Source organism: Nocardia sp. NPDC041819 (genome assembly GCF_055590505.1).
Map to the genome: position 1 here is coordinate 44,415 of NZ_JBVJAP010000011.1, position 26,515 is coordinate 70,929.

A 26,515-nucleotide genomic window follows, 5' to 3' on the forward strand; every position below is an offset into this window, starting at 1 on the left:
GGGCGGTCAGATGCCGCGGTTCTCCGACTTGATCATCCACGCCAGCTTCTCCAGCGAGGCGATGACCTGATGCAGCAGATCGCTGGTGCTGGGGTCCTCGGCGTCCACGGCGTCGTGCACGTCGCGGATGGTGTCGATCGACGCGTAGGTCCGCGTCGTGATCAAATCGACGACGTCGGTGGTGTTCACCTCTTGGGCGGGAAAGGGCGGCAGGCTCGTCGTCGCGGCGACGGTGTCGGAACGCCCGTCGGGGACGGCGTCGAGGGCTCGCATCCGCTCGGCGATGGTATCGCTGCTCTCGCGGGCCGCGTCGACGAGTTCGTCGAGCTGGAGGTGCAGGTCGCGGAAGTTGGTCCCGACCACGTTCCAGTGCGCCTGCTTGCCTTGCAGATGCAGTTCGATGAGATCGACGAGCACGCGCTGTAGGCCTGCGGCCAGCCGGGGGGAAGCGGTGAAATTCCGGACATCGTCGGCGAGGCGGCGATTGGTCCGCTGCTCGGTCCGAGGTGCGGCAGTCATGGGTTGTACTCCTTTCGGAATCCTTCAGCAGGACCAACCGCCGCTTTATTGGAATCATTCCAGAATGCACTGTTGGGTGGGTCACTGCGCTACGGATCGGCGACCACCGCCCGCTCGCGATCATCTGCCGGAGGTAACGGCGTGAGCGAGTCCGCGAGGCCGCCGATCCATCCGCCGGCCGAGGTGAGCGGGATCGGCTGGGACTTCGGCCCCGTGACGGCTGCGGCGGCCACCCCGATGGTCGTGCAGGTCTCCCGGTTCGTAGCGTTTTTCGCTGGTCAACCGCCATCCAGCGATCAGCGGCAACGGCCGGCCCTGGCGCGCGGGACTCGAGCAGGTGTAAGCCCGTTGAGAGACGGTGGGTTTAGTCCGAGCCCGGCTGACTTCCACGGGCGGCTCACGGGCCGAGCGGAGTTGGGTAGGGGGCAGCGGCGTGTCCGGTCCGGCCCTACACTCGACGCACACACACGCTTTCGACGGAGGTGATCGGCGGTTGAATCCCATGGATCCGCGCGACCAGCACACCGCACGTTACGAAGCCGGTTATCAGCCGGGAAATTACCGTGATCCCGGGTACGGCCAAGATCACGGGTACAGCCAAAGCCCTGGGCAGGGCCGGGATCCCGGGTATGGCCAGGGGGCCGGCTACGGCCGGGAGTCCGACTACAGCGCGTATCAGCAGTCCGATCATCCGGAGCAGCAGCGGTCCCGGCCGCCGCAGGGGCCGGAGGTCAACATCGGCATGTTCACCGGCGGTGTGATCGCGGCGGCGGTGGTGACCGCGCTGGCGGCCTGGCTGTGCGCCTGGATCATCGAAATCATCGCAACCAGGGTGAGCGAGAGCGGCAATTTCGGGGTGTGGAACCCGATGGCCCAGGACGCGTACTGGTTCGCGGTGGTGGCCTTCATCTGTGCGCTGCTGGGCGGTGTGCTCTGGTATCTGCTTCGCCTGGGCACTCCGTCACCGGAACTGTTCTTCAGCTGGATCGTGGGAATCCTCACCGCCGCGGCGGTGATCATTCCACTGGCCCTGTCCAGTGACCTGTGGGTGGGTATCTCGACGGGGATCGAGCATTTGGTGATCGGGCTGCCCATTTTCAGCCTGGTGCGCATGGTGGGCGCGAAGAGCATCGTGTACCCGTGACGAACGAACCGGCAGCGTAGGCACGACCACGACGCTCCGCTGTTCCCAACAGGCATCGATGCGGTTGACGGGCCGATCAGTTCGCGGCGCCGGGCAGGCGCACGGTGAATTGGGTGTGGCCGGGTTCGCTGGCCACCGAGATGTCACCGCCGTGCGCCTTGACGACGGCCGCGACGATCGCCAGACCGAGGCCGGTGCTGCCCGCCCGCCGCGAGCGCGAGGAGTCGCCGCGCGCGAAACGGTGAAAGACCGTGGGCTGCAGAGCTTCCGGTATGCCCGGACCGTCGTCGGTCACCTGTAACACGGCTCCTCCGTCGCCGTGGAAGTTCAGCGAGGTGAGCACCGTTGTGCCGGGGCCGGTATGGACCCGGGCGTTGGTCAGCAGATTCGCCAGCACCTGATGCAGCCGGGCAGCGTCACCCGCGGTCACCACCGGCTCGTCGGGTAGCTCCAGATCCCAGCGATGCTCGGGCCCCGCGATGTGCGCGTCGCTCACCGCGTCCACCGTGAGCTGGGTCAGATCCACCGGCTCGTGTTCGAGTCCGCGACCGGAATCCAACCGCGCGAGCAGCAGCATGTCCTCCACCAAACCCGTCATCCGCCGGGATTCGGACTCCACCCGGGCCATCGCGTTGGCCACCTCGCCGGGCACCTCCGCGCGTTCGCGTTGCGCCAGTTCGGCATAACCGCGAATGGCGGCCAGCGGGGTGCGTAGCTCGTGGCTGGCATCGGCGAGGAATTGCCGGACCCGCGTCTCGCTGTCGTGGCGCGCGGACAACGCGCTGGTGATGTGATCGAGCATCCGGTTGACCGCCGAGCCGAGCTGGCCGACCTCGGTGCGCGGATCGGCGTCGGCGGCCGGAACCCGCACGGGCAGGACCACTTCACCGCGACCGAGTTCGAGGCCGGCCACCCGCGCGGCCGTCGCCGCGACCCGGTCCAGCGGCGCGAGCGCGTGCCGGATGAGCCAGATGCCGACCAGTATGGCGACGATCGACACGACCGCGGTGACGATTCCCAGGATCAGCAGGACGCGCAGCAACGTGGCATCTACGGTGGTCAACGGCAAACCGGTGACGACGACGTCGCCCGACCAGGTCTGGTCCGCGACCACTCGATACCGGCCCTGGCCGCCGAGAGCGACATCCACCGGTCTGCCGGTGGCGGCCACTGCGGCGAGTTGCTGTTGCGCGCTCCGTGACAGCGACCCTTGTGTGCCGTCGGCGCCTATGCGGCCCGCTTTGGTGACGCTTCCTTCGTGCACGATGGCGCCGATCATGTCGGGCTGGATGCCCCGTCGGTCGAGGAAGGCCGGTCCCGGACCGGTGCCAGGGGGTGGGGGCGGCGGTGGTGGCGGTGGCGGCTGCCCGCTGGGGGGTGGCCCGAGACTCGGACCGCCGCCGACATCACCGAGCGAGCGCTTCTGCACGTCGATCAGTTCGGTGTCCAGTTGGTGCACCAGGAACTGCCGCAGCGCGAATTCGGTAGCGGCGCCGATCCCGACGACGACGATCACCAGCAACAGCACCTGACCGACCAGCAGGCGGGCCCGCAACGACCAGCGCCGTGGCCGAAGCACCCGGCGCGCCGCCTCAGCCCGCGGGCTTGAGGACATACCCGGCGCCGCGCAGCGTGTGGATCATCGGTGCGCGTCCACTGTCGATCTTCTTGCGCAGATAGGAGACATACAGCTCGACGATGTTGGACCGGCCGCCGAAGTCGTAACTCCACACCCGATCCAAGATCTGCGCTTTGCTCAAGACCCGCTTCGGATTACGCATGAAGTACCGCAGCAATTCGAATTCGGTGGAGGTCAGGACGATCACCTCACCGGCACGGGTGACCTCGTGGCTGTCTTCGTCGAGCACGAGATCACCGACCACCAGCTGCGCGTCGCTGTCCTCGGTGGCCACGCCGGTGCGGCGCAGGAGCGAACGCAGCCGCAGCACCACCTCTTCGATGCTGAAGGGCTTGGTGACGTAGTCGTCGCCACCGGCGGTCAGCCCGGCGATGCGATCCTCCACCGAATCCTTGGCGGTCAGCAGGAGCACCGGCAGGGACGGGAGCTGCGCGCGCAGTCTGCCGAGTACCTCGAGGCCGGTCATGTCCGGCAGCATCACATCGAGCACTACCACGTCCGGGCGCGCCTCACGGGCCTTGGCGATGGCGGTCCGGCCGTCACCCGCGGTCGTGACCTCCCACCCCTCGTACCGCAGCGCCATCGACATCATCTCGGCCAGCACGGGCTCGTCGTCGACCACCAGGACGATGATCGGGCTGCCGTCGACGCGGCGCAGGACAACTCGTTCGGCCGGGCCGTTCCCGGTGGTCGTCGCGGACATCGTCCCACCATGGCCACGAACGCTTGGGGTTCGCTGTGCCGTACCTATGTGTCCGCTGTGAGCACGGGCTCAGCGGAATCGGGCCCGCGCCGCGGTTCACAGCCGGCACATAGCTTCCGCCAACGAAGGACAAATTCTGACGCTCAACGATTCTCGGGTCGGCCTCGAGCAGGGGCCGACGGCTCCGGACCTGATCCGACAACAGGAGGAACGCAGATGAGTTTCACATCGAAGCTGGCAATGACCGCCGTGACGGGGGCCCTCGCGCTCGGTGCGCTCGGCATCGGGGCCGGTGTGGCCAGCGCCGATGCTCCTCAGGGACCGGTGCAGGGACAGCAGTGCCAGCCTCCTGGCGATCACCCGCAGGGCCCGCCTCCCGGTGACCACCCGCAGGGTCCGCCGCCCGGCGAGCGTCCGGACGGCCCACCTCCGGGCGATCACCCCGATGGTCCGCCGCCCGGCGATCACCCGGACGGCCCGCCGCCGCAGTGCCGGCCCGGACAGTAATCTGCCGCATCCGTGACATATTCGGACAACCACTGAGCAGATCGAGCGAGGCGGTGGCCCCGACTGTCCACCGCCTCGCTGCGTCTACCGCCCCCTCCGTCCCTGTCCAGGCCCACGGGACGACATCATTTTCGGGCTCGATTCGGCCGCTGACGGTAGGTATTACGCCGCCACGGCTCCCCACTGCCGAACCGCGGGGCTCGGCCGACCGGGTTCGATTCAGAGGGGGTCGGGCTCGTGCGATCCGTGGACAGGTGGTTCGAATGCCGTGGTCTGCGGATCGGCCGGGGGCGCGGTGCCGCGACGGCTCCAGCATCCGGCAAGGAAGGCCACGGCGGTGATGATCGTGACGTGTACCGCCATCAGGACGAGGAACGGCAGGAAGAATCCCTCGTCGGTGACCGCGCCACGGTCGGTGACGCAGTAAAGGGTGTAGTCGACCGAGGTGCCCTCGGAGTCGTGGTAGGTGTCGGACACCACTACGGGTTCACGGTAGGGGTCCGAACAGAACAGTGGCGCGGTGAGTTCGGCCTCGCCGGGCCAGATCGCCACGGGTACCACGATGCTGACCATGCCGACGCCGACACCGGTCGACAGGGCGGTGGTGAGCGGTCTCGCCATGGCCTTACATCTGCCGGATTCGGAGGAACGCGCCGGTGCGGTCGAACTCGGCGACCGTGTCCGTCCGCGGGGAGGTGACGTTCGCGACGATCCGGATCTCCCGGCCGAAGCGGCTGACGATGATCACGGTGACCTGGCCGTCGGCGAGTTCGCTGCGACTCAGAGCGGTATCGGCGATGTCCTCGATCCGCCCGAGTCCCGGCACCTCGCCGATCGCGAAGTTCTCACCGTCGATGTCGTCGAAGGCCGAAACCCGCACGGGTTGCGGCGCACTGAGCGCACCGAGGGTGAACGAGTAGTCGTCGAGCCTGCGGGAACCGTCCGGCTCGCGCACCCGCAGTCGAACGGCCGCTTGCCGCGCGGTCGGATCGGGCCGAGCGGACAGGAATCGAGTCACCTGGTTCGGCTGAGCGGCCAGTACCATGCGGAACCGGGTGGAATTCGGCGCGGTCAGCAGGATGACATTCGCCTGGAAATCAGCGATTCCCAGACGCTCTCGCACCGCGGCGATCGCCGAATCCGTCAGCCCGTTCACCAGTCCGCCGCCCCGCGCCCGCAAATCCTGTTCGAAGTCGCCGCGATCGACCGCCCCGATGCATCCACCGGCGCTCAGCACGACCAAACACAGTGCGGCCCTCAGCCACCTCCGACGGCCCATACCGGAATGCTGAACGTCTAGTGGTCATACGCGACGTCGATCCGGCCGCCCGCACCTTATCGGCGATCCGAGCGAAGCAATCCCGCCTCGGCTCACAAGGTGAATCGGCGTCCCTTCGCGGCCCATTCGCCGCGGCCGCGCTGCGTGATGGTCCAGCGACCGCGGTGGCGGCAGTCCATGATCAAACCGCGCGACTGCAGCCGCAGCAATGCGCTGCGTACCGACCATGCCGTCAGTCGCGCCTGCTGAGCCAGTTGCTCGACGGTGAGCAATCCGCCTGGCGCCAGCACACCCAGCACCGCGAAATCGGCGGCAGTCCTGGGTCGTCTCATCATGTCGGAGCCCTTTCCCTCGGGGGAGAAAGGCAGCCCGGGATCGCCGTCGGCGCCGTGGCCCCGAGTTGCCGAATCGACGGTAGAAGCCACAGCGGTACCGCCGCCACGACTTTGCGCGACTTTGCGAAGTGCGTTGACCCGCAGAGCCTCCGGTAGGGACGATTGCACGACATCGTCCGCCAGCTCTCGCAAAGGATCAGCTATGAACCTGCGACTTCTCGGATCCGGATCCGATCATGGAGCTTGTCCCGCCGTGTACGCGAGCGACACCGGCGTGCTCGTGGTGCAGGGCGATGCCACCGACCGCACCGGGACGGTCCTGGTGCCGCACCAGCTGCTGGACTGGCTGGAGCCGGGGATGTGGCTACGGGTGGAGGCGAGCGGAACCTGCGGGTCGGTGCTGGTGGCCGGGGAACCGGTCACCGATCCCGAGTTGCTCGCCCAGCTGACTCTCGAATGTCACGAAACCGCCGTGGTGGTGCGCTGATGCTGCACGTCGTCGGCGACCGCTGTTACGAGCCGCTGTTCCGGGCGGCTCGGTTCCGCGCGTTCCATCTGGAGGTTCGGGATCAGTACCTGATGGACGACGAGCAGGAGGCGTTGCGCCGCTTCGATGCCGGAGTAGCGTACGAGCGAGAGGAACAGCCCGAGTCGTGGAAAGCCTGGGATGCTCTGATGGTCGAGTCAGCCGGTCGCGGGGTCGCGCTCGAACGACTACGCGTCGTGACGGTTCCGCACACGGACTACACCCGGTGGCTGTTGTCGGCGACCGACGACAACATCGCCACCGGCGAGGCGGTGCGCTGGCTGCCGCGACATCTGGTCGATCCCGCCGATCTGCCCTACGACGATTACTGGCTGTTCGACACGAACACGGTCGCCTTCAACACCTTCGCCGAGGACGGGGCGTTCACCGGGTTGTCGATCACTACCGACCCTGCGCTGGTCGCCAGCTACTCACGGGTGCGGGAGCGGCTGTGGCCCAAGGGGATCGACCATCAACGATATTGCGAGAGTGAGCACGTAGGCGAGTGAACGGTGTGTCGGACGCACGCGAGGTGCTGGGCGCGCGCCTGCGTGAACTACGTCGCGCCGCCCACCTCACCGGCTTGGAACTGGCCGCGAGGTGCGGCTGGCATTCGAGCAAGGTCTCCCGGATCGAGGGCGGCAAGCAGACGCCTTCGGAGGCGGACCTCGCCGCGTGGTGCGAGGCGTGCGGCAATACAGCGGTGCTGGACGATCTGGTTGCCAACGCGCGCAATCTGCAGTCGATGTACCTGGAGTGGCAGCGCACCGTCGCCTCCGGACACGCGCGCAGGCAACGGCAGTCGATCGACCTGGAGGCGCAGACCACGCAGATCCGCTGGTACGCGCCGGACACGTTGCCGGGACTGCTGCAAACCGAGGGCTACGCGCGGGCGATCCTGACCGCCTGCATCGCCGTCACCGGCGGACGCGACGACCTGGAGGACGCGGTGGCCGCGCGCATGGCCCGCAAGCAAGTGCTCTTCCGGGCCAAACACCGGTTCCACTTCGTGGTCAACCAGGCCGCGCTGTGGCGCACGGTCGGCGACGCCGCCACCATGACCGAGCAACTCACCCACCTGCTCGCGGTGATGGCCAATCCGAGGGTCCGGCTGGGCATCATCCCGATCTGCGCCGACTACCGCGCCCCGGCGACGAACTTCGTCATCTACGACCGGGCGCAGGTGCTCACCGAGACGGTCTCGGCCGAACTGACCATCACCCGGCCGTCGGAGATCGCCCTGCACGAGAGAACCTTCGCGATCCTCGCCGACCAAGCCGAGTACGGCGATCGCGCCCGGGCCTTGATCGCGAAGGCCTTGGAACGCCGACGCGGCTCCTGATCGCACGGAAGCGCGGAAACGGCGATGCCGCCGCTGTCGCCAGCGACGGCATCGCAGCGGCCGAGGCCCGTCAGCGGACGAATGTCGCCGCCTGATCGGCGAGGTCGAGCAGTGGCTGCGGGAACACGCCGAGCGCGAACGTGACCGCCGCGGTGATCGCCACGATCGTCGTCGTCATCGGCGGGGTGACCAGCAGCGGAGCGTCGGCGGGCGGGTCGGTGAAGAACATCAGCACGATGACTCGCAGATAGAAGAACGCCGCGATGGCACTGCAGATCACGCCGATGACGACCAGCGCTGCCGCGCCGCCCGACGCGGCGGCCTCGAACACGGCGAACTTGCTGACGAAACCGCTGGTGAGCGGCAAACCGGCGAAGGAAAGCAGGAACAGCGCGAAAACGGTGGCCAGCCACGGGGAGCGGCGGCCGAGCCCCGCCCACCGGGGCAGGCCGGTGGCTTCGTCGCCGTCCGGTTCGCGGACCAGGCTGACCACGGCGAACGCGCCGAGCGTGCCGATGCCGTAGGCCGCCAGGTAGAACAGCACCGCCGCGACACCGCGGTCGTTCGCCGCCACCGGGCCGGTGAGCAGGAAACCGGCATGTGCCACCGAGGAATACGCGAGCATTCGTTTGACGTCGGTCTGCGTGATCGCCATGACCGCGCCGACGGCCATGGTGGCTATCGCGACGGCCGCGAGGATCGGCCGCCAGTCGTCGCGCAGGCCGGGCACCGCGACCTGCAGCACCCGTACCAGCGCGCCGACCGCCGCGATCTTGGTGGCCGCCGCCATGAAACCGGTGATCGCGGTGGGAGCGCCCTGGTACACGTCCGGCACCCAGGACTGGAACGGCACCGCGCCGATCTTGAACAGCAGACCGACGGCGAGCATCGCGACCCCGAGCACCGCGAGCGTCGCGTTGTCCGGATGCTGGGCGATGGCGTCCGCGATGCCGCCGAGCCGCACCGTGCCCGCCTGGCCGTACAACAGCGCGACACCGTAGAGGAAGAACGCCGAGGAGAACGCGCCGAGCAGGAAGTACTTCAGCGCCGCCTCCTGCGACAGCAACCGCTTGCGCCGGGCCAGTCCGCACAGCAGATACAACGGCAGCGACAGCACTTCGAGCGCGACGAACATGGTCAGCAGATCGTTGGATGCCGGGAACAGCATCAGCCCGCCGACGGCGAGCAGCGTCAAGGGGAACACCTCGGTGGTCGCCACACCCGCGCGCAGCGCCGCTGTTTCGGCCGCGCTGCCGGGCACCGCCGAAGCCTGTGGTGTGAACGCGTCCACACCGCGCTCGCGGGTGGCGGCGGCCCGGCTCCAGGTTCCCGGTCCGGACCGCGCCTGCCGACGAGGCTCGGCTCCGCGCTCGGCGATGAACAGGATGGCGAGGATCGACACGACCAGGATCGTGCCCTGCAGGAACAGCGTCACGCCGTCGATCGCGACCGCACCGGCGACGGCGGTGGATTCGGTGCCCGCCAACGCCACTACGGCGATCAGCGCTGCGGCCGGGCCCGCCACGCTCAGCACCAGGTGAACGGTATAGCGGTAGTTGCGGGCGACGAACGCTTCGGCCAGTACGCCGAGCACGGCGGCGCCGAACACGATGAGCATGGGAGACAAGGCGCCGTATTCGATGCTCGGCGCGGTGACGCTCGCGGCGAGTGTCGTAGCGGAGGCGAGGTCGTTCACTTGTGGGCACCTCCGGGATGGTGGGCCGAGCCCGCCTCGGGCAGTGGGGGCGTCGAGGGCGCGGGATCGTTGCGGCCGATGGTGGTGAGGGTCTGGCTCACCGCGGGATTGATGAAGTCGGTGAGGACTTTCGGATAGATGCCGAGGAACAGCAGTGCGGCGATCAGCGGGACCATCACGACGACTTCGCGCGGCGCCAGATCATAGATCCGCTCGTTGCCCTCCTTCACCGGTCCGGTCATCATCCGCTGGTAGAGCCACAGCACATAGAGGGCCGCGAGTACCAGCGCACTGGCGGCGATCACGGCGGCGAACCCGTAGCGGGTGAATGTCCCGATCAGCACCAGGAATTCGCTGACGAACGGGGCGAGCCCGGGGAGCGACAGCGTCGCCAGACCGGCGATGAAGAACGTCCCTGCCAGCACCGGGGCCACCTTCTGCACCCCGCCGTACTCGGCGATGAGCCGGGTCCCCCGCCGCGAGACCAGGAATCCGGCCACCAGGAACAGCGCGGCGGTGGAGATGCCGTGGTTGACCATGTACAGCGTGGCGCCGGTCTGGCCTTGGCTGGTCATGGCGAAGACACCCAGGATGATGAAGCCGAAGTGGGAAATCGAGGTGTAGGCGATCAGCCGCATCACGTCGGTCTGCCCGATGGCGAGCAGAGCGCCGTACACGATGCCGATCACCGCGAGCGTGATCACCAGCGGCGCATAGGTGTCCGACGCGCCGGGGAACAGCAGCAGGCAGTAGCGCAACATACCGAACGTGCCGACCTTGTCCACCACCGCCATCATCAGCACCGCGCTGGACGGCGTGGCGGCGACGGCGGCGTCGGGCAGCCAGGTGTGCAGCGGCCACAGCGGTGCCTTGACCGCGAAGGCGAACATGAAGCCGAGGAACAGGGCATTGAGCACCGCGGGTCCGGCGCCGAGTTGCCCGGCGTTGGCGGCGGCGACCACCGTGCGGAAGTCGAACGTGCCCGACGAACCCTCCCCCAGGCCTTCCCGGGCGGTGAGCACGTACAGCCCGATGACCGCGGCCAGCATGATCAGCCCGCCGAACAGGTTGTAGAGCAGGAATTTCACCGCCGCGCGGGAGCGCTGCCTGCGCAGCAGAGCGTCCCCGGTGCGCGGCCCGAACCCGCCGATGAGGAAGTACATCGGGATGAGCATCGCCTCGAAGAACACGTAGAACAGCAGGATGTCCAGGGCGACGAAGGAGATCAGCACCATCGCCTCGACGAGCAGGGTGAGCGCGACGTAGGTGTGGGCCACCCGTCTACCGCTGCCGACTTCGCGATCGTCGTGCCAGCCGGCCAGGATCAGCAATGGCACCAGCGCCGCGGTCAGCAGCACCAATACCAGCGCGATGCCGTCCAGACCGAGGGTGTACCCCGCGCCGAATGCCGGGATCCACCGATGGGATTCGACGAACTGGTACTGCGCGCCCGCGGTGTCGAAGCGCACGGCGAGGGCGATGCCGATGCCCAGCACCAGCACCGAGAAGCCCAGCGCCACCGCACGAGCGAGGGTGCGCTGCGCGGCGGGCAGCGCGAGCACGATCGCCGCACCGACGACCGGGGCCAGCCACAGCGTCGTCAACCAGGGAAACTCGTTCACCACAACCTCACCGCCAGCAGGGCGGCGGCCACCAGGGCCGCGCCGGTGAACATGGACAGGGCATAGGAGCGCACGAATCCGGACTGCACTCGCCGGCCCCGCGCGGACAACCCGCCGATCAGCGCCGCCGTGCCGTTGACGACGCCGTCGATGCCGCGGTTGTCGAGGAAGACCAGCGCCCGGGTCAGGTGCTGTCCGGGCCGCATGAACCCGGCTTCGTTGACCGTGTCGCCGTACAGATCGCGCCGCGCCGCGACGGTCAGTGCGGAGACGGATTCGGGCGCGGTCTCGGGAACCTCGCGCTGCGCGTACTGCGAGTAGGCGACCGCGACACCGACGGCGACCACGCCGAGCGCGAGAATCGTGACCAGCGCCGCCGGAACGGTTTCGGTGCCGTGGTGGGCGCCGACGACCGGTTCGAGCCAATTCTGCAGCGAGGAGCCGAAGACGAACACCGCACCGGCTCCGACCGAGCCGAGGGCGAGCAGGATCATCGGACCGGTCATCACCGAGGGGGATTCGTGCGGGTGGGTGTCCGGTTTCCAGCGGCGCTCGCCGAAGAACGTCATCAGCATGACCCGCGTCATGTAGAACGCGGTCAGCCCCGCGCCGAGCAGCGCCGCCAGTCCCAGCGCGATCCCGCCCGGACCGCCTTGGTTGAACGCCGCCTCGATGATCCGGTCCTTGGAGAAGAACCCGGCGAACGGCGGCACCCCGATGATGGCGAGGTAGCCGAGGCCGAAGGTGACATAGGTGATCGGCAGCAGAGTGCGCAGTCCGCCGTAGCGGCGCATGTCGGTTTCGTCGTTCATCGCGTGCATCACCGAACCGGCGCCCAGGAACAGCCCGGCTTTGAAGAATCCGTGGGTGAGCAGATGCATGATGGCGAAGGCGTATCCGGCGGGCCCGAGTCCGGCCGCCAGCACCATGTAGCCGATCTGGCTCATCGTTGAGGCGGCGAGCGCCTTCTTGATGTCGTCCTTGGCGCAGCCGATGATAGCGCCGAACAACAGGGTCACCGCGCCCACCAGCACCACGCCGAGGCGCGCGTTCGGTGCGAGATCGAAGATCGCGTTGGAGCGCGTGATCAGGTATACGCCCGCGGTGACCATGGTGGCCGCGTGGATGAGCGCCGACACCGGGGTGGGGCCCTCCATCGCGTCGCCGAGCCAGGACTGCAGCGGCACCTGGGCGGACTTGCCGCACGCGGCCAGCAGCAGCAACAGGCCGATCGCGGTGAGCGTGCCCTCGCTCGCACCGGGCGCGGCGCCGAACACGACGCCGAAGTCGACCGACCCGAACGTCGCGAACATCACCATCATCGCGATCGCCAAGCCCATGTCACCGACCCGGTTGACGACGAACGCCTTCTTGGCGGCCGTTGCCGCCGAAGGCTTTTCGTGCCAGAACCCGATGAGCAGGTAGGAGGCCAGACCGACGCCCTCCCAGCCGAGGTAGAGCACGAGGTAGTTGTTCGCCAGGACCAGCAGCAGCATGGCCGCGAGGAACAGGTTCAAATAGGCGAAGAACCGCCGCCGTGCCGGATCGTGGCTCATGTAACCGATCGAGTACACGTGGATCAGCGAACCGACGCCGGTGATCAGCAGCGCGAAGCACATCGACAGCTGGTCCAGTTGCAGCGCGAAATCGACCTGGAGGCCGGTCACCGGGACCCAGCTGAACAGGTCCTCGCGCACCGCGCGGTCGGCGGTGTCGCGCCCGAGCATGTCGGCGAACGCGAACACCGCGACCCCGAACGAGGCCAGCGCCATGACGGTGCCGAGCAGATGACCCCACTTGTCGGCGTAGCGTCCGGTGAGCAGCAGGACGATCGCGCCCGCCAGCGGGAGGGCGGGCAGCAGCCACAGCGTTGCGGTGTCCACGTCAGAACTTCAGCAGGTTGGCGTCGTCGACCGAGGTCGAGCGGCGGGCGCGGAAAATGGTCATGATGATGGCCAGGCCGACGACGACCTCGGCGGCGGCGACCACCATCGTGAAGAACGCGAACACCTGACCGTCCAGGTCGGCGTGCATCCGGGCGAAGGTGACGAACGCGAGGTTCACCGCGTTGAGCATGAGTTCGATGCACATGAACACGACGATGGCGTTGCGCCGCAGCAGCACTCCGGCCGCGCCGATCGTGAACAGCAGGGCGGACAGGAACAGGTAGTTCTCGGGATTCACCGGTTGCCTTCCTCGTCGCTGGGGTTGTCGGTCCCGTCCGATGCGGGCGTGGTGCCGACCGAGATGACGGCCGCTTCGGTGAGCGCCCTGGTGCGGCGGTGCCGCAGGATGGTGCTGACCGACAGTTCCGCGAACGACCCGTCGGGCAGCCGCGCGGGGACGTCCACCGCGTTGTGCCTGGCGTAGACGCCGGGGGTGGGCAGCGGGGTCGCGCGGTGCCCTTTCTCGCGGAACCGGCGGCGCGACAATTCGCGCTGATCGGTACGGGGCCCGAACTGCTCGCGGTGGGCCAGCACCATGGCGCCGATGGTGGCGGTGATCAGCAGGGCGCCGGTGAGTTCGAAGGCCCACACGTAGCGCAGGAAGATCAGCTCGGCCAGTTCGGCGATCACGTTGCGGCCGGGAAATCCGTTGGCGGGAAAGGTGATCCCGGATTCGCGCACGCCGTGGGCGATGCCGCCGCTGAGCAGCAGCCCGAAGCCGACGCCGACCGCGGCGGCGGCGAGCCGCTGGCCGCGGATGGTCTCCTTCAGCGATTCGGCGGAGTCGACGCCGACGAGCATCAGCACGAACAGGAACAGCATCATCACCGCGCCGGTGTACACCACGATCTGCACCACGCCGAGGAACAGCGCGTCCTCGGCGATGTAGAACGCGGCCAGCGCGATCATCGTGGTGGCCAGGCACAGCGCGGAGTGCACCGCCTTGTGGGCGAACACCATGCCGAGCGCCCCGAGCGCGGCCAGCGGAGCGAGGATCCAGAACTGGATGGTCTCGCCGGTGGAGGCGCGGGTCAACGGCTCCGCGGCCAGGATCACATCGGTCACCGTGTCGCTCCTTCCGCGGCCGCGGCGGCTTGCCTCGGCGTGCCGGCCGGGAGAGGGACCGCGGTGGCGCCGTTGGTGGCAGGCGCGTCGCCGGGGACCCGGCCGAGGTAGTAGTCCGCTTCGTCGGAGCCGGGGTGCATGGCGTGCGGCGGCGCGCTCATCCCGGGCTGTAGCGGCGCCAGCAACCGGTCCTTCTCGTAGATCAGGTCGGCCCGGTTGTCGTCGGTCATCTCGTAGTCGTTGGTCATCGTGAGCGCCCGGGTGGGGCAGGCCTCGATGCACAATCCGCAGCCGATGCAGCGCAGGTAGTTGATCTGATAGACCCGGCCGTACCGCTCACCGGGCGAGAACCGTTCGGTCTCGGTGTTGTCGGCGCCTTCGACGTAGATCGCGTCGGCGGGGCAGGCCCACGCGCACAGCTCGCAGCCGATGCACTTCTCCAAGCCGTCGGGATGCCGGTTGAGCTGATGCCTGCCGTGGTAGCGCGGCGCGGTCGGCGTCTTCTGCTCCGGATAGAACTCGGTGTTCGGCTTCTTGAACATGGTCGCGGCGGTGACCGCGAACCCGGCCAGCGGGTCGAGCAGACCGGCCTTGGTGCGGGTGGCGTCGCGCTCGTGCGCGTCGGCGGGCAGCGGCGGCACCGGGAACCCGAGGAAGACCGTCGAATCGGTGGGTTCCGCGGCCACGGGTTCCTCGACGGGCGGCGCTGTTCCCATGGCCCGGCCCGCCCGCAGGAACTGCAGCACCAGCAAGCCGGTGACCACCAAGCCGCCGATCACCAGGATCGGAGTCTGCACCGGGTACCCCTCGGCCTGCAGCACCCGTGCGGTGGCCACGACCATGACCCAGGCCAGCGAGGTCGGGATCAGCAGTTTCCAGCCGAGATTCATGAACTGGTCGTAACGCAGCCGGGGCAGTGTGCCGCGCAGCCAGATGAATACGAACAGGAACGTCCAGACCTTGGCGGTGAACCACAGCACCGGCCACCAGCCGGAGTTCGCGCCGTCCCACATGTTCAGCGGCCACGGTGCGTGCCAGCCGCCCAGGAACAGGGTGGTGGCCAGCGCGGAAACCGTTCCCATGTTGACGTATTCGGCCAGCATGAACATGGCGAACTTGAGCGAGGAGTACTCGGTGTGGAAGCCGCCGACCAGCTCGCCCTCGGCCTCGGGGAGGTCGAACGGGGCCCGGTTGGTCTCGCCGACCATCGAGACGCAGTAGATCAGGAACGACGGCAGCAGCAGGAACACATACCAGGTGCCCTCCTGCGCGGACACGATGCCGGAGGTGGCCATGGTGCCGCCGAGCAGGAACACGGTGGCGAAGCACAGCGCCATCGCGATCTCGTAGGAGATCACCTGTGCGGTCGAGCGCAACCCGCCCAGCAGCGGATAGGTGGAGCCCGACGACCAGCCGGCCAGCACGATGCCGTAGACGCCGATGGAGGTGATCGCGAGGATGTACAACACCGCCACCGGCAGATCGGTGAGCTGCAGCGGGGTGGTGACGCCGAAGAACGACACCTCGGGTCCGAGCGGGATCACCGCGAACGCCATGAACGCCGGCACCACCGCGATGACCGGCGCCAGGATGTAGATCGGCTTGTCCACGATCGCCGGGACGATGTCCTCCTTGAGGGCCATCTTCACGCCGTCGGCGATGCTCTGCAGCGACCCGAACGGCCCGGTCCGGTTCGGGCCGATCCGCATCTGCATGCGTGCCACGATCTTGCGCTCCGCGAGCACCGCGATCAGCGGAATCAACATCAGATAGACGAAGATGGCCACGGCCTTGACGATCACCAGCCACAGCGGGTCGTGTCCGAAGCCCGCGGGAGTGTACGGATCGGAGGCAGCGGCGTGCGTGACCGTCGACGCGGTGACGAGCGTGGCGAGCTCACTCATGACGGTGCTCCTTCATCCTCTCGTCGGCGTGCCGCAGATGCACGATCGCGCCGGGCTGGACGGCGAGCTGCTCGGCGATGGAGCAGCCCGGCGAGTGCTGCGGCAGCCACACGACGCGGTCGGGCAGGTCGCTGATCATCAGGGGGAGCGTGACCGCGCCGCGGCTGGTGGCGACGGTGACCGGATCGTCGGGCTGTACGCCGAGTTCGGCGGCGGTGGCGGCCGACAGGCGCACCATCGGCGGCCGGGCGATGCCCGCCAGGTTCGGTTCGCCGTCTTGCATGCGTCCCGCGTCCAGCAGCATGCGCCAACTGGCGAGCACCGCGGTGCCGGGTTCGGGCCGCGGCAGCGGATGCGGCTGGTGTGTGGGCGCGGTGACGGGCGCGCCGTCCCACGCGCCGAGTTCGTCGAGTTCGGCGCGAGCGGACTCGACGTCGGGCAGGCCCAGACGCACCGACATCTCCTCGGCGATGGCGTGCAGCACACGTTGATCCGACAGCGGCGCGGACCGGCGGCGCACCATGTCCTCGCCGAGCGCGGCGGCGAACGGGCGCGGCCTGCCCTCCCAGGTGCGGAAGGTGCCGGATTTCTCCATGGCCGCGGCCACCGGGAACACCACGTCGGCGCGTTCGGTGACCGGGCTGCGGCGCAGTTCCAGGCTCACCACGAACCTGGCCGCGTCGATCGCGGCCAGCGCGGCGGCCGGGTCGGGCAGGTCGGCGACATCGACCCCGCCGATGACCAGTGCGCCGAGGCCGGAGGCGGCCTCCAGGATGGCCGTCGTGTCGCGGCCCGCGCCGACGGGCAGTTCCGGCACGTTCCAGACTGCTCGAACCTGTTGGCGGGCACGGGGATCGGCGACCGGCCTGCCGCCGGGGAGCAGGCCGGGCAGGGTGCCGGCTTCGACCGCGCCGCGTTCGCCTGCCCGGCGCGGCACCCAGGCGAGGGCGGCTCCGGTTTCGTCGGCGAGGCGCACGGCGGCCGACAGTGCGCCCACGACCCCCGCCATCCGCTCACCGACCATGATCACCGCGCCGGGTTCGCGCAGCAGCCGCGCCAGATCGGCCAGCTGGGCGGGATCCGCCCCCGGCGTGGTGATCTCGCCGGCGCGGATGGCGTCGAGCAGATGCGGTTCGGCGCCGGGCACGGCGCGCATCAGCCGTCCGGACATGCGCTCGAGCCCGCGCGAGGAGTACGGCGCCAGCGAGTAGATCGGCAGACGGCGCTTGCGCGCGGCCTTGCGCAATCGGAGGTAGACGATCGGCGACTCTTCCTCGGGTTCGAATCCGACGAGCAGGACGACCGGTGCGGCCTCCATGCTGTCGTAGGTCACCGTGGCGGACCGGCCCGCGACGCGGGCGGCGAGGAAGTCGGCCTCCTCCGCCGAATGCGCGCGGGAACGGAAGTCGATGTCGTTGGTGCCGAGGGCGACTCGCGCGAACTTGCCGTAGGCGTAGGCGTCCTCTTCGGTGACCCGGCCGCCGACGAGCACGCCGGCGTTGCCGAACGACGCGGCCAGTCCCTCGGCGGCCGCGGCCAGCGCCTCCGACCAGGAGGCGGGGGCGAGCTCGCCGTCCCAGCCGCGCACCAGCGGGGTGGTGAGCCGGTCGGGTTCGGTGGCGTAGGCGAACGCCCAGCGGCCTTTGTCGCAGTTCCACTCCTCGTTGACCTGCGGGTCGTCCCCGGCCAGTCGGCGCAGCACCTTGCCGCGCCGGTGGTCGGTGCGCTGCGCGCAACCGGAGGCGCAGTGCTCGCACACGTTCGGGCTGGACACCAGGTCGAACGGACGCGCGCGGAATCGGTAGGCGGTGCCGGTGAGCGCGCCCACCGGGCAGATCTGCACGGTGTTGCCGGAGAAGTAGGAGTCCAGGGGTTCGGCCTGCGCGGTGCCGACTTGTTGCAGCGCACCGCGGTCCATCAGCTCGATGAACGGATCACCCGCGATCTGCTGGGAGAAACGGGTGCAGCGGGCGCACAGCACGCAGCGTTCCCGGTCCAGCAGCACGGCGGTCGACAGCGGAATCGGTTTCGGATAGGTGCGTTTGCGTCCGTCGAACCGCGATTCGGCGCGGCCGGTGGACATCGCCTGGTTCTGCAGCGGGCACTCGCCGCCCTTGTCGCATACTGGGCAATCGAGCGGATGGTTGATCAGCAGCAGCTCCATCACGCCCTCCTGCGCCTTGTCGGCCGCGGGAGAGGTGAGCTGGGTGCGCACCACCATGCCGTCGGTGACGGCCATGGTGCAGGAGGCGACCGGTTTGCGCTGTCCCTCGACCTCGACCAGGCATTGACGGCAGGCGCCGACCGGGTCCAGCAGCGGATGGTCGCAGAAGCGGGGGATCTGGATGCCGATCAGTTCGGCGGCCCGGATCAGCAGCGTGCCGGGCGGCACGCTGACGGCGGTGTCATCGATGGTCACGGTCACCAGATCGGCGGGCGCGGGCCCGCCGGTGCGGTCACCCACCGTGGCGGGCCCACTCGTCGCCCGACCGCCACCCCTGATCGAATCGCTGCGCGATACCGGTTTCATCGGACCTCTTCTCCTGACTCGGCCCACGCGGTGGAGCGCGCCGGGTCGAATGGGCATCCGCCGAGCCGCAGGTGTTCGGCGTACTCCTCGCGGAAGTACTTCAGTGAGGAGATGATCGGGCTGGCCGCGCCGTCGCCGAGGGCGCAGAACGACTTGCCGTTGATGGTGTCGCTGATGTCGAGCAGCTTGTCCAGGTCGGCGGTGACGCCCGCGCCCGCTTCGATCCGTTGCAGCAGCTGCACCAGCCAGTAGGTGCCCTCCCGGCACGGGGTGCACTTGCCGCAGGATTCATGGGCGTAGAACTCCGTCCAGCGCAGCACGGCGCGCACCACGCAGGTGGTGTCGTCGAAGATCTGCAGGGCCTTGGTGCCGAGCATGGATCCCGCGCCCGCGACGCCTTCGTAGTCCAGCGGCACGTCGAGGTGTTCCTCGGTGAACAGCGGCGTGGACGAACCGCCCGGGGTCCAGAACTTCACTCGGTGCCCGGCGCGCACGCCGCCCGCGTAGCCGAGCAGTTCGCGCAGCGTGACGCCCAGCGGCGCCTCGTACTGGCCCGGCCGGGCCACGTGCCCGGACAGTGAGTAGAGGGTGAATCCGGGTGACCTCTCGCTGCCCATCGAGCGGAACCACGCGATGCCGTTGCGGATGATGGGCGGCACGCTGGCGATGGATTCGACGTTGTTGACCACGGTCGGGCAGGCGTAGAGACCGGCGACGGCGGGAAACGGCGGGCGCAGGCGAGGCTGGCCGCGGCGGCCTTCCAGGGAGTCCAGCAGCGCGGTCTCCTCGCCGCAGATGTAGGCGCCCGCGCCGGCGTGCACGATCAGCTCGAGGTCGTAGCCGGAGCCGAGGATGTCGTGCCCGAGGAAGCCCGCCTCGTAGGCCTGGGCCACCGCGGCCTGCAACCGTCGCAGGACCGGCACCACCTCGCCGCGCACGTAGATGAACGCGTGCGCCGCGCGAATGGCGTAGGCGGCGATGACGACGCCTTCGATCAGCGCGTGCGGCGAGGCGAGCATGAGCGGAATGTCTTTGCAGGTGCCGGGTTCCGACTCGTCGGCGTTCACCACCAAGTAGTGCGGTTTGGTGACCCCGTCGGGCCCTGGGCCCTGCGGGATGAAGCTCCACTTCATGCCGGTGGGGAAGCCCGCGCCGCCGCGGCCACGCAGGCCCGCGTCCTTGACGGTCTGGATGATCTGGTCCGGTTCCATCCGCAGGGCGGTGCGCAGCGCCTGGTAGCCGTCGTGGCGCAGGTAGGCGTCCATCGTCCAGGACCGCGGATCGTCCCAGTGGGTGGTCAATACCGGGGTGAGCGTCATCGCGGGCCCTCCGGATCCTCTTGCGGCGCAGGGGCTTGCATGCCCTGTTCGCGGGCGACCCGCAGACCGGCGAGCGTGGCCGAGCCCGCGGCGCCGTCGAGCACGCCGGGGCGCTCGTCCGGGAACCCGGCCAGGATGCGCGCGGTCTGCTTGAACGTGCACAGCGGCGCGCCCCTGGTGGGAGTGACCTGCTGTCCGGCGCGCAGCGCGTCCACCAGGGCGCGTGCGGATTCGGGGGTCTGGTTGTCGAAGAACTCCCAGTTGACCATCACCACCGGCGCGAAATCGCAGGCCGCGTTGCACTCGACGTGCTCGAGCGTGATCGATCCGTCCGCCGTGGTCTCGCCGTGCCCGATGCCGAGATGGTGCTCGAGCGTGGCGAGGATGGCATCGCCGCCCATCACCGCGCAGAGCGTGTTGGTGCACACTCCGACGTGGTAGTCGCCGGTGGGTGTGCGCCGGAACATCGAGTAGAAGGTGGCCACCGCGGTGACTTCGGCGCCGGTCAGGCCCAATTGCTCGGCACAGAACTCGATCCCGGTTCCGGTGACGTAGCCCTCCTCGGACTGCACCAGGTGCAGCAGGGGCAGCAGCGCTGAGCGCGGATGCGGATAGCGCCCGATGATCTCCTTGGCGTCGGTCTCGAGTCGCTCGCGCACGAATGGCTGATAGGGCTCGGGCCGGGTGCCGAGCTTCAGCAGGACTTGCGTCCCGCCCGGCCCGCGGCCACCGCCGTCGGTGGATTCGCTGTGCGATGTCGGGTTCATCGGTCCACTCCGCCCATGACCGGGTCGATACTGGCGACCGAGGCGATGACGTCGGCGACCATGCCGCCCTCGCACATCGCCGCGACCGCTTGCAGATTGGTGAACGAGGGGTCGCGATAGTGCACCCGGTAGGGGCGGGTGCCGCCGTCGCTGACCATGTGCACGCCCAGCTCGCCGCGCGGCGACTCCACCGCCGTGTACACCTGGCCCGCGGGGACGCGGATGCCTTCGGTGACCAGCTTGAAGTGGTGGATCAGCCCCTCCATGGAGGTGCCCATGATCTTGCCGATGTGCCGGGGCGAGTTGCCGAGGCCGTCCGCGCCGACCTGGAGGTCGGCAGGCCAGGCGATCTTCTTGTCATCGATCATGACCGGGCCTGGCCGCAGCCGGTCCAGGCACTGCTCGACGATCTTCAGCGACTCCTTCATCTCCTCCACCCGGATGACGTAGCGGCCGTAGCAGTCGCACCCGCTGGTGGTGGGGACGTCGAATTCGTAGTTCTCGTAGCCGCAGTAGGGCTGGGCTTTGCGGATGTCGTGCGGCAGGCCGGTGGCGCGCAGCACCGGGCCGGTGATGCCGAGGGCCATGCACCCCTGCAGGTCGAGATAGCCGATGTTCTGGGTGCGCGCCTTCCATATCGGGTTGGCGGTGAGCAGGTGTTCCATGTCGCGCAGCCGTTTGGGCAGTAGTGCGAGCAGTTCGCGTACCTTGGTGACCCCGTCGTCGGGCAGGTCCTGGGCCAGGCCGCCGGGGCGGATGTACGCGTGGTTCATGCGCAGTCCGGTGATCGTCTCGAACACGTCGAGGATCAGCTCGCGTTCGCGGAAGCCGAACAGCATCGGCGTCAGCGCGCCGAGTTCCATGCCGCCGGTGGCCAGGGCGACCAGATGCGAGGAGATGCGGTTGAGTTCCATCAGCAGCACGCGGACGATCGTGGCGCGCTCCGGGATCTGCTCGGTGATGTCGAGCAGTTTCTCCACGCCCAGGCAGTAGGCCGTCTCGTTGTAGAACGGCGACAGGTAGTCCATGCGGGTGACGAAGGTGACGCCCTGGGTCCAGTTGCGGAATTCGAGATTCTTCTCGATCCCGGTGTGCAGGTAGCCGATTCCGCAGCGGGCCTCGGTGACCGTTTCGCCTTCGATCTCCAGGATCAGGCGCAGCACACCGTGCGTGGACGGGTGCTGCGGGCCCATGTTGACGACGATGCGTTCCTCGCCCGCACCGGCCAGCGTCTCGGCCACCTGCTCCCAGTCCTGCCCCGCCACGGTGACCGTGACGGGCTCGGGTGCGACGCCCTCGGCGACGCCGGGCGCGGTGTCGGTGTCGTTCATCAGCTGTAAGCCCTCCGCTCGTCGGGCGGCGGGATGCGCGCGCCCTTGTATTCGACCGGGATCCCGCCGAGCGGGTAGTCCTTGCGCTGGGGGTGGCCGCGCCAGTCGTCCGGCATGGTGATCCGGGTCAGCGAGGGGTGCCCGTCGAACAAGATGCCGAAGAAGTCGTAGGTCTCGCGCTCGTGCCAGTCGGTGGTCGGGTACACCTCGTAGAGCGAGGGAATATGCGGGTCCGCGTCCGGTGCGGAGACCTCCACCCGCACGCGGCGGTTGTGCGTGATCGACATGAGGTGATAGACGGCGTGCAGTTCACGGCCGGAATCCTCCGGGTAGTGCACCCCGTTGACGCCGAGGCAGAGTTCGAAACGCAGTGCGGGATCGTCGCGCAGCGCGCGCGCCACCGGCAGCAGCTGCTCCCGGTGCACGTGCAGGGTGAGCTCGCCGCGGAAGACGATCACCTTCTCCAGCGCCGCGTCCGAGCGGGTTCCGGCGGCGGTGAGGGCGGCGCGCAGCGCGTCGACCACTTGGTCGAAGTACCCGCCGTAGGGGGCGGGCGTGCTGCCGGGCAGAGTGACCGGGCGGACCAGACCGCCGTAACCGGAGGTGTCGCCGGTGCCGGTGACGCCGAACATGCCGCGGCGCACCCCGATCACGTCGGCTCCGCTCTGCGCGGAATCCTCCTCCGGCAAAGTGCCTTCGGGGCCCGCTGTGGCCGCGGCGTCGATCGCGTCGTGCGCGGGCGGGATGTCGGTGTCGTCGGGGGTGTCGAAGGTCATCGCAGCAGACCCTCCATCCGGATGGTCGGCGTCGAGGCGAGCGCGGCCTGTTCGGCGGCGCGGATGGCCTCTTCGCGGTTGACGCCGAGCGGCATCTGCTGAATCTTGGCGTGCAGTGCCAGGATCGCGTTCAGCAGCATCTCCGGCCGGGGCGGGCAGCCGGGCAGGTAGATGTCGACCGGCACCACATGATCGACGCCCTGCACGATGGCGTAGTTGTTGAACATCCCGCCCGACGAGGCGCAGACGCCCATCGCCAGTACCCATTTCGGTTCGGTCATCTGGTCGTAGACCTGGCGCAGGACCGGGGCCATCTTCTGGCTCACCCGGCCCGCGACGATCATCAGATCCGCCTGCCGCGGCGAGGCGCGGAATGCTTCCATGCCGAAGCGGGCGATATCGAAGCGGCCCCCGCCGGTGGCCATCATTTCGATGGCGCAGCAGGCCAGCCCGAAGGTGGCCGGCCATAGGGAGCCCTTGCGCAGGTATCCGGCGAAATCCTCGACCGTGCTCAGCAGGAAGCCGCTGGGCAGTTTTTCCTCGAGACCCATGTTCTACTGACTCGCTTCCACTCGTCTGCTACGAATTCGGTTGCGCGGCAATCAGTCCCAATTGAGACCGCCGCGCTTCCACTCGTAGGCATAGGCCACCGAGACGTTGACGATGAACAACGCCATCGCGGCGAGACCGAAGAGACCGAGCGCATCGAAGTGGACTGCCCACGGGTAGAGGAACACGATCTCGATGTCGAAGATGATGAACAACATCGCCGTGAGGTAGTACTTCACCGGGAAGCGTTGTCCCGTAACGCTTCCCGGACCCCCGGCGACGGCATGCGGGGTGGGTTCGATCCCGCATTCGTACGGTTCCAGCTTCGCTCGATTGCGCCGCTTCGGCCCGACCAGGGCCGATAGGGCGATGGAGAACAGCGCGAACGCCGCCGCGATCGCGCCGAGTACGAGCGTCGGCACCTCGATATTCACGACTGCACTTCCCCTCTTGCGAGCTGCAGCTGATAACAGCGTCCGAGGCGGGCTGACGTCGGTGTCCGCCTCGGACGGACTCGCCCCTCGGCTCCACTCGGAACCGGTGATTCCTGGATCCGGATCCATGTGAGGTAGGGCACAGCCTACAACCGAACGGTCGCTCCGCAGCGGGTTTGGGGCCGCCGTTTGATCGAATTCAGTACAAGCATTTATGACCGAAACGGTGGTAATCCGCGCGGACGATCGCGACGTTGGGTGAACGGTCAGTTGGATGATGGCCGACAGTGGATATCACGACGTCGAATGTGGTCCCGAGCGGGATCAGAGTAGGCAACCGCAACGGAGGTACGGTGCCCGGGAGGGCTGCCGAGGGCAGGCTTGGAGCGGCGTTTCACCGCGCCGAAGCGTGGCCGGGGGCCGACCGCGACTAATTCATGATCGCTATGAATAGCTGAGTGGAGGCCTCGGTGATCAAGCCGCGGAACGGCTGCGCAGCAGCGCGACAACGGCCTCGGTGAGCCGGAGCGGATCGATCGGATGCGCCACCGCGGCCTCCGCGCGGGACCAGTTCGCCAGCCACGCGTCGTCCGGCCGCCCGGTCAGCACCAGAATCGGCGGGCAGGCGTCCACTTCGTCCTTCAATTGCTTGGCGATGCCGAGCCCGCCGGTCGGGCTCGCCTCACCGTCCAGAACGGCCAGGTCTATGCCACCGGCATCCATCTGCGCGATGACCACCGGACCGGTGGCGACCTCGAGGTACTCGAACTCCGGTAACTCCGGACTGGGACGCTTGCCCAAGGCCTGGATCACCTGGCGCCTGGTGTCGGCGTCGTTGCTGTACACGAGAACCCGCAGAGGGGTGGAACGAGGGGAATCGGCCACGAACGGCATGGTACGTCCGCGAGGGCGGACCGCGTGGCAGGTTCGGCGCAGATGGTCTCGCGCGCGTCGTGCACCGCGCGTCAGCAGCGGCATCATCGCCCGAAAGCCGATGGCAAGCAGTTGATAAGAATCTGCCGGTAGAGTCCGGCCGATGCGGGGAGATATCACCCAGGCCCTCGTCGACACCGACGTATGGACCGATGAAATGCTGGGCAGCGCCGGGATTCCGGTGATCGACGTGCCGTTCGTGACCATCGGCAGCGGAATCGGATCGTTCGTCACCTACGACACGCTCCGGATCTTCGGCGTGCCCGCCGAGGCGATGGCGGTGCTCGGCCCGCAGGAGCACCCCTGGGCCTCCTACGAGTACCTGACCCGGGTCTCGCAGATTCCGCGCGGCGAGCGCCTGCGCAGCGACTCGGCCTCGATGCCGGACAACATGTGGGGCTTCCCGTCGTACGCGGTGCGCGAGGCCGTCGCGGACAAGTCGATCAAACCGCTGTGGAACGTTTTCGTCGAGCCCATCTTCGCCAACTACTACACCCCGCGCGCGGGCCAGGCGTTCGCCGCCATGGAGCGGGAGTTCCACCGCATCGGCTACGCCCGGTCCCTGCATCGCGGCCAGGTACGCATGGTGCGCAAGCGTCAGGGCGGCGGATACTTCACCATCCTCACCCCGCCTGCGGGTGCGGCGCCGACCAAGCGGGTCGCCTTCCGCAGCACGTATGTCCATGTGGCGGTCGGGTATCCGGGTCTGAAGCTACTGCCGGACCTGCAGGAGTATCGCGAGACCCACCGTGACCCGACCCGGGTGGTCAACGCCTACGAGCCGCACGAGCACGTCTACCAGGCGCTGCAGCGTCGGCCCGGTACCGTGCTGATCCGCGGCAGCGGGATCGTGGCCAGCCGCGTCCTGCAACGGCTCATCGACGACCGCGACAAGTACCGGCTCGACACCCGGATCCTGCACCTGTTCCGCACGTATGTCGCCGGCCCGCACGGCAAGAACATCTTCAGCAGGCGCAAGGGCGGCGACGGGTGGGCCTATCAGGGGTTCAACTACCCGAAGTCGGTGTGGGGCGGTCAGTTGAAGCAGAAAGTGCGCAACCTGCAAGGTGAGGAACGGGCGCGGGCGTACAAGGAGATCTCCGGCACCAATACCCCGATTCGGGACAACTGGCAGGAACAGTTGCGCCGGGGCCGCAGGGAGGGGTGGTATCAGGTGATGGCGGGCACGATGCGGGCTCCGCGCCCCGCAGAGGGACGCCAAGGCGTGGTCGCGACGATTCTCCCGGACGCCACTGCGCCACTGCCGTTTCCGCCGCCGACGCGACCGTTCGACACGACCGTCGACTACATCGTCGACTGCACCGGGCTGGAAGCCGACATCCGCGAGCACCGTCTGCTGGCCGACCTGCTCGACCACGCCGGTGCCGGTCGCAATCCGCTGGGCAGGCTCGACGTGGACACCTCGTTCGAGCTGATCGGCACCCGCAGCGGCACCGGGCGGATGTACGCCTCCGGCAGCGCTACGCTGGGCGGGCCGTTCGCCGGTGTGGACACTTTCCTGGGGCTGCAGATCGCCGCGCAGGAGATCGCCGACGATCTGGCCGCGGTCGGGTTCTGCCGCAGGATGGGACCACTGCGCTCGACGCGGCAATGGTGGCTGTGGGTTACGAACGAGAAGATCTGAGCAC

At 68.5% G+C, this 26,515-nt stretch carries 26 protein-coding genes; 6 read left to right on the plus strand and 20 right to left on the minus strand.

What is annotated here, in order from left to right:
• Positions 1–6: 6 nt before the first annotated feature.
• Positions 7–519, minus strand: a complete 513-nt coding sequence (locus ACZ6DL_RS26825) for a Dps family protein (protein WP_466055194.1) — start codon at positions 517–519, stop codon at positions 7–9.
• A gap of 502 nt (positions 520–1,021) precedes the next feature.
• Here ACZ6DL_RS26825 and ACZ6DL_RS26830 point away from each other — a divergent pair.
• The gene (locus ACZ6DL_RS26830) at positions 1,022–1,663 is read left to right on the plus strand and encodes a DUF6069 family protein (RefSeq protein ID WP_466055196.1); all 642 of its coding nucleotides are present in this window, start codon (positions 1,022–1,024) and stop codon (positions 1,661–1,663) included.
• 76 nt (positions 1,664–1,739) lie between these two features.
• Here the strand turns inward: ACZ6DL_RS26830 and ACZ6DL_RS26835 are convergent, their stop codons facing one another.
• Positions 1,740–3,278 carry a sensor histidine kinase gene (locus ACZ6DL_RS26835; RefSeq protein ID WP_466055198.1) on the minus strand — a complete coding sequence of 513 codons (1,539 nt, stop codon included), beginning with the start codon at positions 3,276–3,278 and terminating at the stop codon, positions 1,740–1,742.
• A complete protein-coding gene (locus tag ACZ6DL_RS26840) occupies positions 3,256–4,005 on the minus strand; it encodes a response regulator transcription factor (RefSeq protein ID WP_466055200.1) in 750 nt (249 codons plus the stop codon). Before ACZ6DL_RS26840 ends, ACZ6DL_RS26835 begins: the two co-directional genes overlap by 23 nt.
• Before the next feature lie 216 nt (positions 4,006–4,221).
• Between ACZ6DL_RS26840 and ACZ6DL_RS26845 the strand changes: the two genes are divergently transcribed.
• A complete protein-coding gene (locus ACZ6DL_RS26845) occupies positions 4,222–4,512 on the plus strand; it encodes a hypothetical protein (RefSeq protein WP_466055202.1) in 291 nt (96 codons plus the stop codon).
• Between the two features lie 219 nt (positions 4,513–4,731).
• On the opposite strand, the gene ACZ6DL_RS26850 is transcribed toward ACZ6DL_RS26845, so the two are convergent.
• From ACZ6DL_RS26850 to ACZ6DL_RS26860, 3 genes are all read right to left on the minus strand, one after another.
• Positions 4,732–5,133, minus strand: a complete 402-nt coding sequence (locus tag ACZ6DL_RS26850; RefSeq protein ID WP_466055204.1) for a hypothetical protein — start codon at positions 5,131–5,133, stop codon at positions 4,732–4,734.
• A gap of 4 nt (positions 5,134–5,137) precedes the next feature.
• Positions 5,138–5,791: a hypothetical protein gene (locus ACZ6DL_RS26855; protein ID WP_466055205.1), complete on the minus strand. Its 654-nt coding sequence runs from the start codon at positions 5,789–5,791 to the stop codon at positions 5,138–5,140.
• A gap of 92 nt (positions 5,792–5,883) precedes the next feature.
• Complete coding sequence (locus tag ACZ6DL_RS26860) at positions 5,884–6,126, minus strand: GntR family transcriptional regulator (RefSeq protein ID WP_357120211.1); 243 nt, start codon at positions 6,124–6,126, stop codon at positions 5,884–5,886.
• A gap of 202 nt (positions 6,127–6,328) precedes the next feature.
• Between ACZ6DL_RS26860 and ACZ6DL_RS26865 the strand changes: the two genes are divergently transcribed.
• Genes ACZ6DL_RS26865 through ACZ6DL_RS26875 form a run of 3 tightly spaced genes read left to right on the plus strand, consistent with a single transcriptional unit; the run spans position 6,329 to position 7,994 of the window.
• The gene (locus tag ACZ6DL_RS26865) at positions 6,329–6,613 is read left to right on the plus strand and encodes a hypothetical protein (RefSeq protein ID WP_040866739.1); all 285 of its coding nucleotides are present in this window, start codon (positions 6,329–6,331) and stop codon (positions 6,611–6,613) included.
• Entirely contained in the window at positions 6,613–7,161 is a 549-nt protein-coding gene (locus tag ACZ6DL_RS26870) for a DUF6879 family protein (RefSeq protein ID WP_466055208.1), read from the plus strand. Before ACZ6DL_RS26865 ends, ACZ6DL_RS26870 begins: the two co-directional genes overlap by 1 nt.
• Positions 7,162–7,166: 5 nt before the next feature.
• Positions 7,167–7,994: a helix-turn-helix domain-containing protein gene (locus ACZ6DL_RS26875; RefSeq protein ID WP_245659807.1), complete on the plus strand. Its 828-nt coding sequence runs from the start codon at positions 7,167–7,169 to the stop codon at positions 7,992–7,994.
• 70 nt (positions 7,995–8,064) lie between these two features.
• Here ACZ6DL_RS26875 and nuoN read toward each other — a convergent pair whose 3' ends face one another.
• The 14 genes from nuoN to ACZ6DL_RS26945 all read right to left on the minus strand — a co-directional run bounded on the left by nuoN (position 8,065) and on the right by ACZ6DL_RS26945 (position 24,827).
• The gene (gene nuoN, locus ACZ6DL_RS26880; protein WP_466055210.1) at positions 8,065–9,690 is read right to left on the minus strand and encodes an NADH-quinone oxidoreductase subunit NuoN; all 1,626 of its coding nucleotides are present in this window, start codon (positions 9,688–9,690) and stop codon (positions 8,065–8,067) included.
• Positions 9,687–11,312: an NADH-quinone oxidoreductase subunit M gene (locus tag ACZ6DL_RS26885; protein ID WP_466055212.1), complete on the minus strand. Its 1,626-nt coding sequence runs from the start codon at positions 11,310–11,312 to the stop codon at positions 9,687–9,689. Before ACZ6DL_RS26885 ends, nuoN begins: the two co-directional genes overlap by 4 nt.
• A complete protein-coding gene (gene nuoL, locus ACZ6DL_RS26890; protein ID WP_466055213.1) occupies positions 11,309–13,195 on the minus strand; it encodes an NADH-quinone oxidoreductase subunit L in 1,887 nt (628 codons plus the stop codon). Before nuoL ends, ACZ6DL_RS26885 begins: the two co-directional genes overlap by 4 nt.
• 1 nt (position 13,196) lies before the next feature.
• The gene (gene nuoK, locus ACZ6DL_RS26895; protein WP_063048808.1) at positions 13,197–13,496 is read right to left on the minus strand and encodes an NADH-quinone oxidoreductase subunit NuoK; all 300 of its coding nucleotides are present in this window, start codon (positions 13,494–13,496) and stop codon (positions 13,197–13,199) included.
• A complete protein-coding gene (locus ACZ6DL_RS26900) occupies positions 13,493–14,323 on the minus strand; it encodes an NADH-quinone oxidoreductase subunit J (protein WP_466055215.1) in 831 nt (276 codons plus the stop codon). Before ACZ6DL_RS26900 ends, nuoK begins: the two co-directional genes overlap by 4 nt.
• A complete protein-coding gene (gene nuoH / locus ACZ6DL_RS26905; protein WP_466055217.1) occupies positions 14,320–16,227 on the minus strand; it encodes an NADH-quinone oxidoreductase subunit NuoH in 1,908 nt (635 codons plus the stop codon). Before nuoH ends, ACZ6DL_RS26900 begins: the two co-directional genes overlap by 4 nt.
• Positions 16,220–18,757 (minus strand): NADH-quinone oxidoreductase subunit G, encoded by a 2,538-nt coding sequence (locus ACZ6DL_RS26910; protein ID WP_466055219.1) that lies wholly within the window; start codon positions 18,755–18,757, stop codon positions 16,220–16,222. The genes nuoH and ACZ6DL_RS26910 overlap by 8 nt, the downstream gene beginning before the upstream one ends.
• On the minus strand, positions 18,754–20,076 hold the full coding sequence (gene nuoF, locus ACZ6DL_RS26915) for an NADH-quinone oxidoreductase subunit NuoF (RefSeq protein WP_466055221.1): 1,323 nt from the start codon (positions 20,074–20,076) through the stop codon (positions 18,754–18,756). The genes ACZ6DL_RS26910 and nuoF overlap by 4 nt, the downstream gene beginning before the upstream one ends.
• Positions 20,073–20,843 carry an NADH-quinone oxidoreductase subunit NuoE gene (gene nuoE, locus ACZ6DL_RS26920; protein WP_466055222.1) on the minus strand — a complete coding sequence of 257 codons (771 nt, stop codon included), beginning with the start codon at positions 20,841–20,843 and terminating at the stop codon, positions 20,073–20,075. Before nuoE ends, nuoF begins: the two co-directional genes overlap by 4 nt.
• On the minus strand, positions 20,840–22,174 hold the full coding sequence (nuoD, locus tag ACZ6DL_RS26925) for an NADH dehydrogenase (quinone) subunit D (protein ID WP_466055224.1): 1,335 nt from the start codon (positions 22,172–22,174) through the stop codon (positions 20,840–20,842). The genes nuoE and nuoD overlap by 4 nt, the downstream gene beginning before the upstream one ends.
• Positions 22,174–22,950, minus strand: coding sequence for an NADH-quinone oxidoreductase subunit C (locus tag ACZ6DL_RS26930; RefSeq protein WP_174550030.1), 777 nt, complete (start codon positions 22,948–22,950; stop codon positions 22,174–22,176). The genes nuoD and ACZ6DL_RS26930 overlap by 1 nt, the downstream gene beginning before the upstream one ends.
• Positions 22,947–23,501 carry a NuoB/complex I 20 kDa subunit family protein gene (locus ACZ6DL_RS26935; protein WP_040866749.1) on the minus strand — a complete coding sequence of 185 codons (555 nt, stop codon included), beginning with the start codon at positions 23,499–23,501 and terminating at the stop codon, positions 22,947–22,949. The genes ACZ6DL_RS26930 and ACZ6DL_RS26935 overlap by 4 nt, the downstream gene beginning before the upstream one ends.
• 51 nt (positions 23,502–23,552) lie before the next feature.
• Entirely contained in the window at positions 23,553–23,933 is a 381-nt protein-coding gene (locus ACZ6DL_RS26940) for an NADH-quinone oxidoreductase subunit A (RefSeq protein WP_466055227.1), read from the minus strand.
• Positions 23,934–24,407: 474 nt separating this feature from the next.
• The gene (locus ACZ6DL_RS26945; protein ID WP_466055229.1) at positions 24,408–24,827 is read right to left on the minus strand and encodes an Rv3143 family two-component system response regulator; all 420 of its coding nucleotides are present in this window, start codon (positions 24,825–24,827) and stop codon (positions 24,408–24,410) included.
• Between the two features lie 142 nt (positions 24,828–24,969).
• Between ACZ6DL_RS26945 and ACZ6DL_RS26950 the strand changes: the two genes are divergently transcribed.
• Positions 24,970–26,511, plus strand: a complete 1,542-nt coding sequence (locus ACZ6DL_RS26950) for a hypothetical protein (protein ID WP_466055231.1) — start codon at positions 24,970–24,972, stop codon at positions 26,509–26,511.
• Positions 26,512–26,515 lie beyond the last annotated feature (4 nt).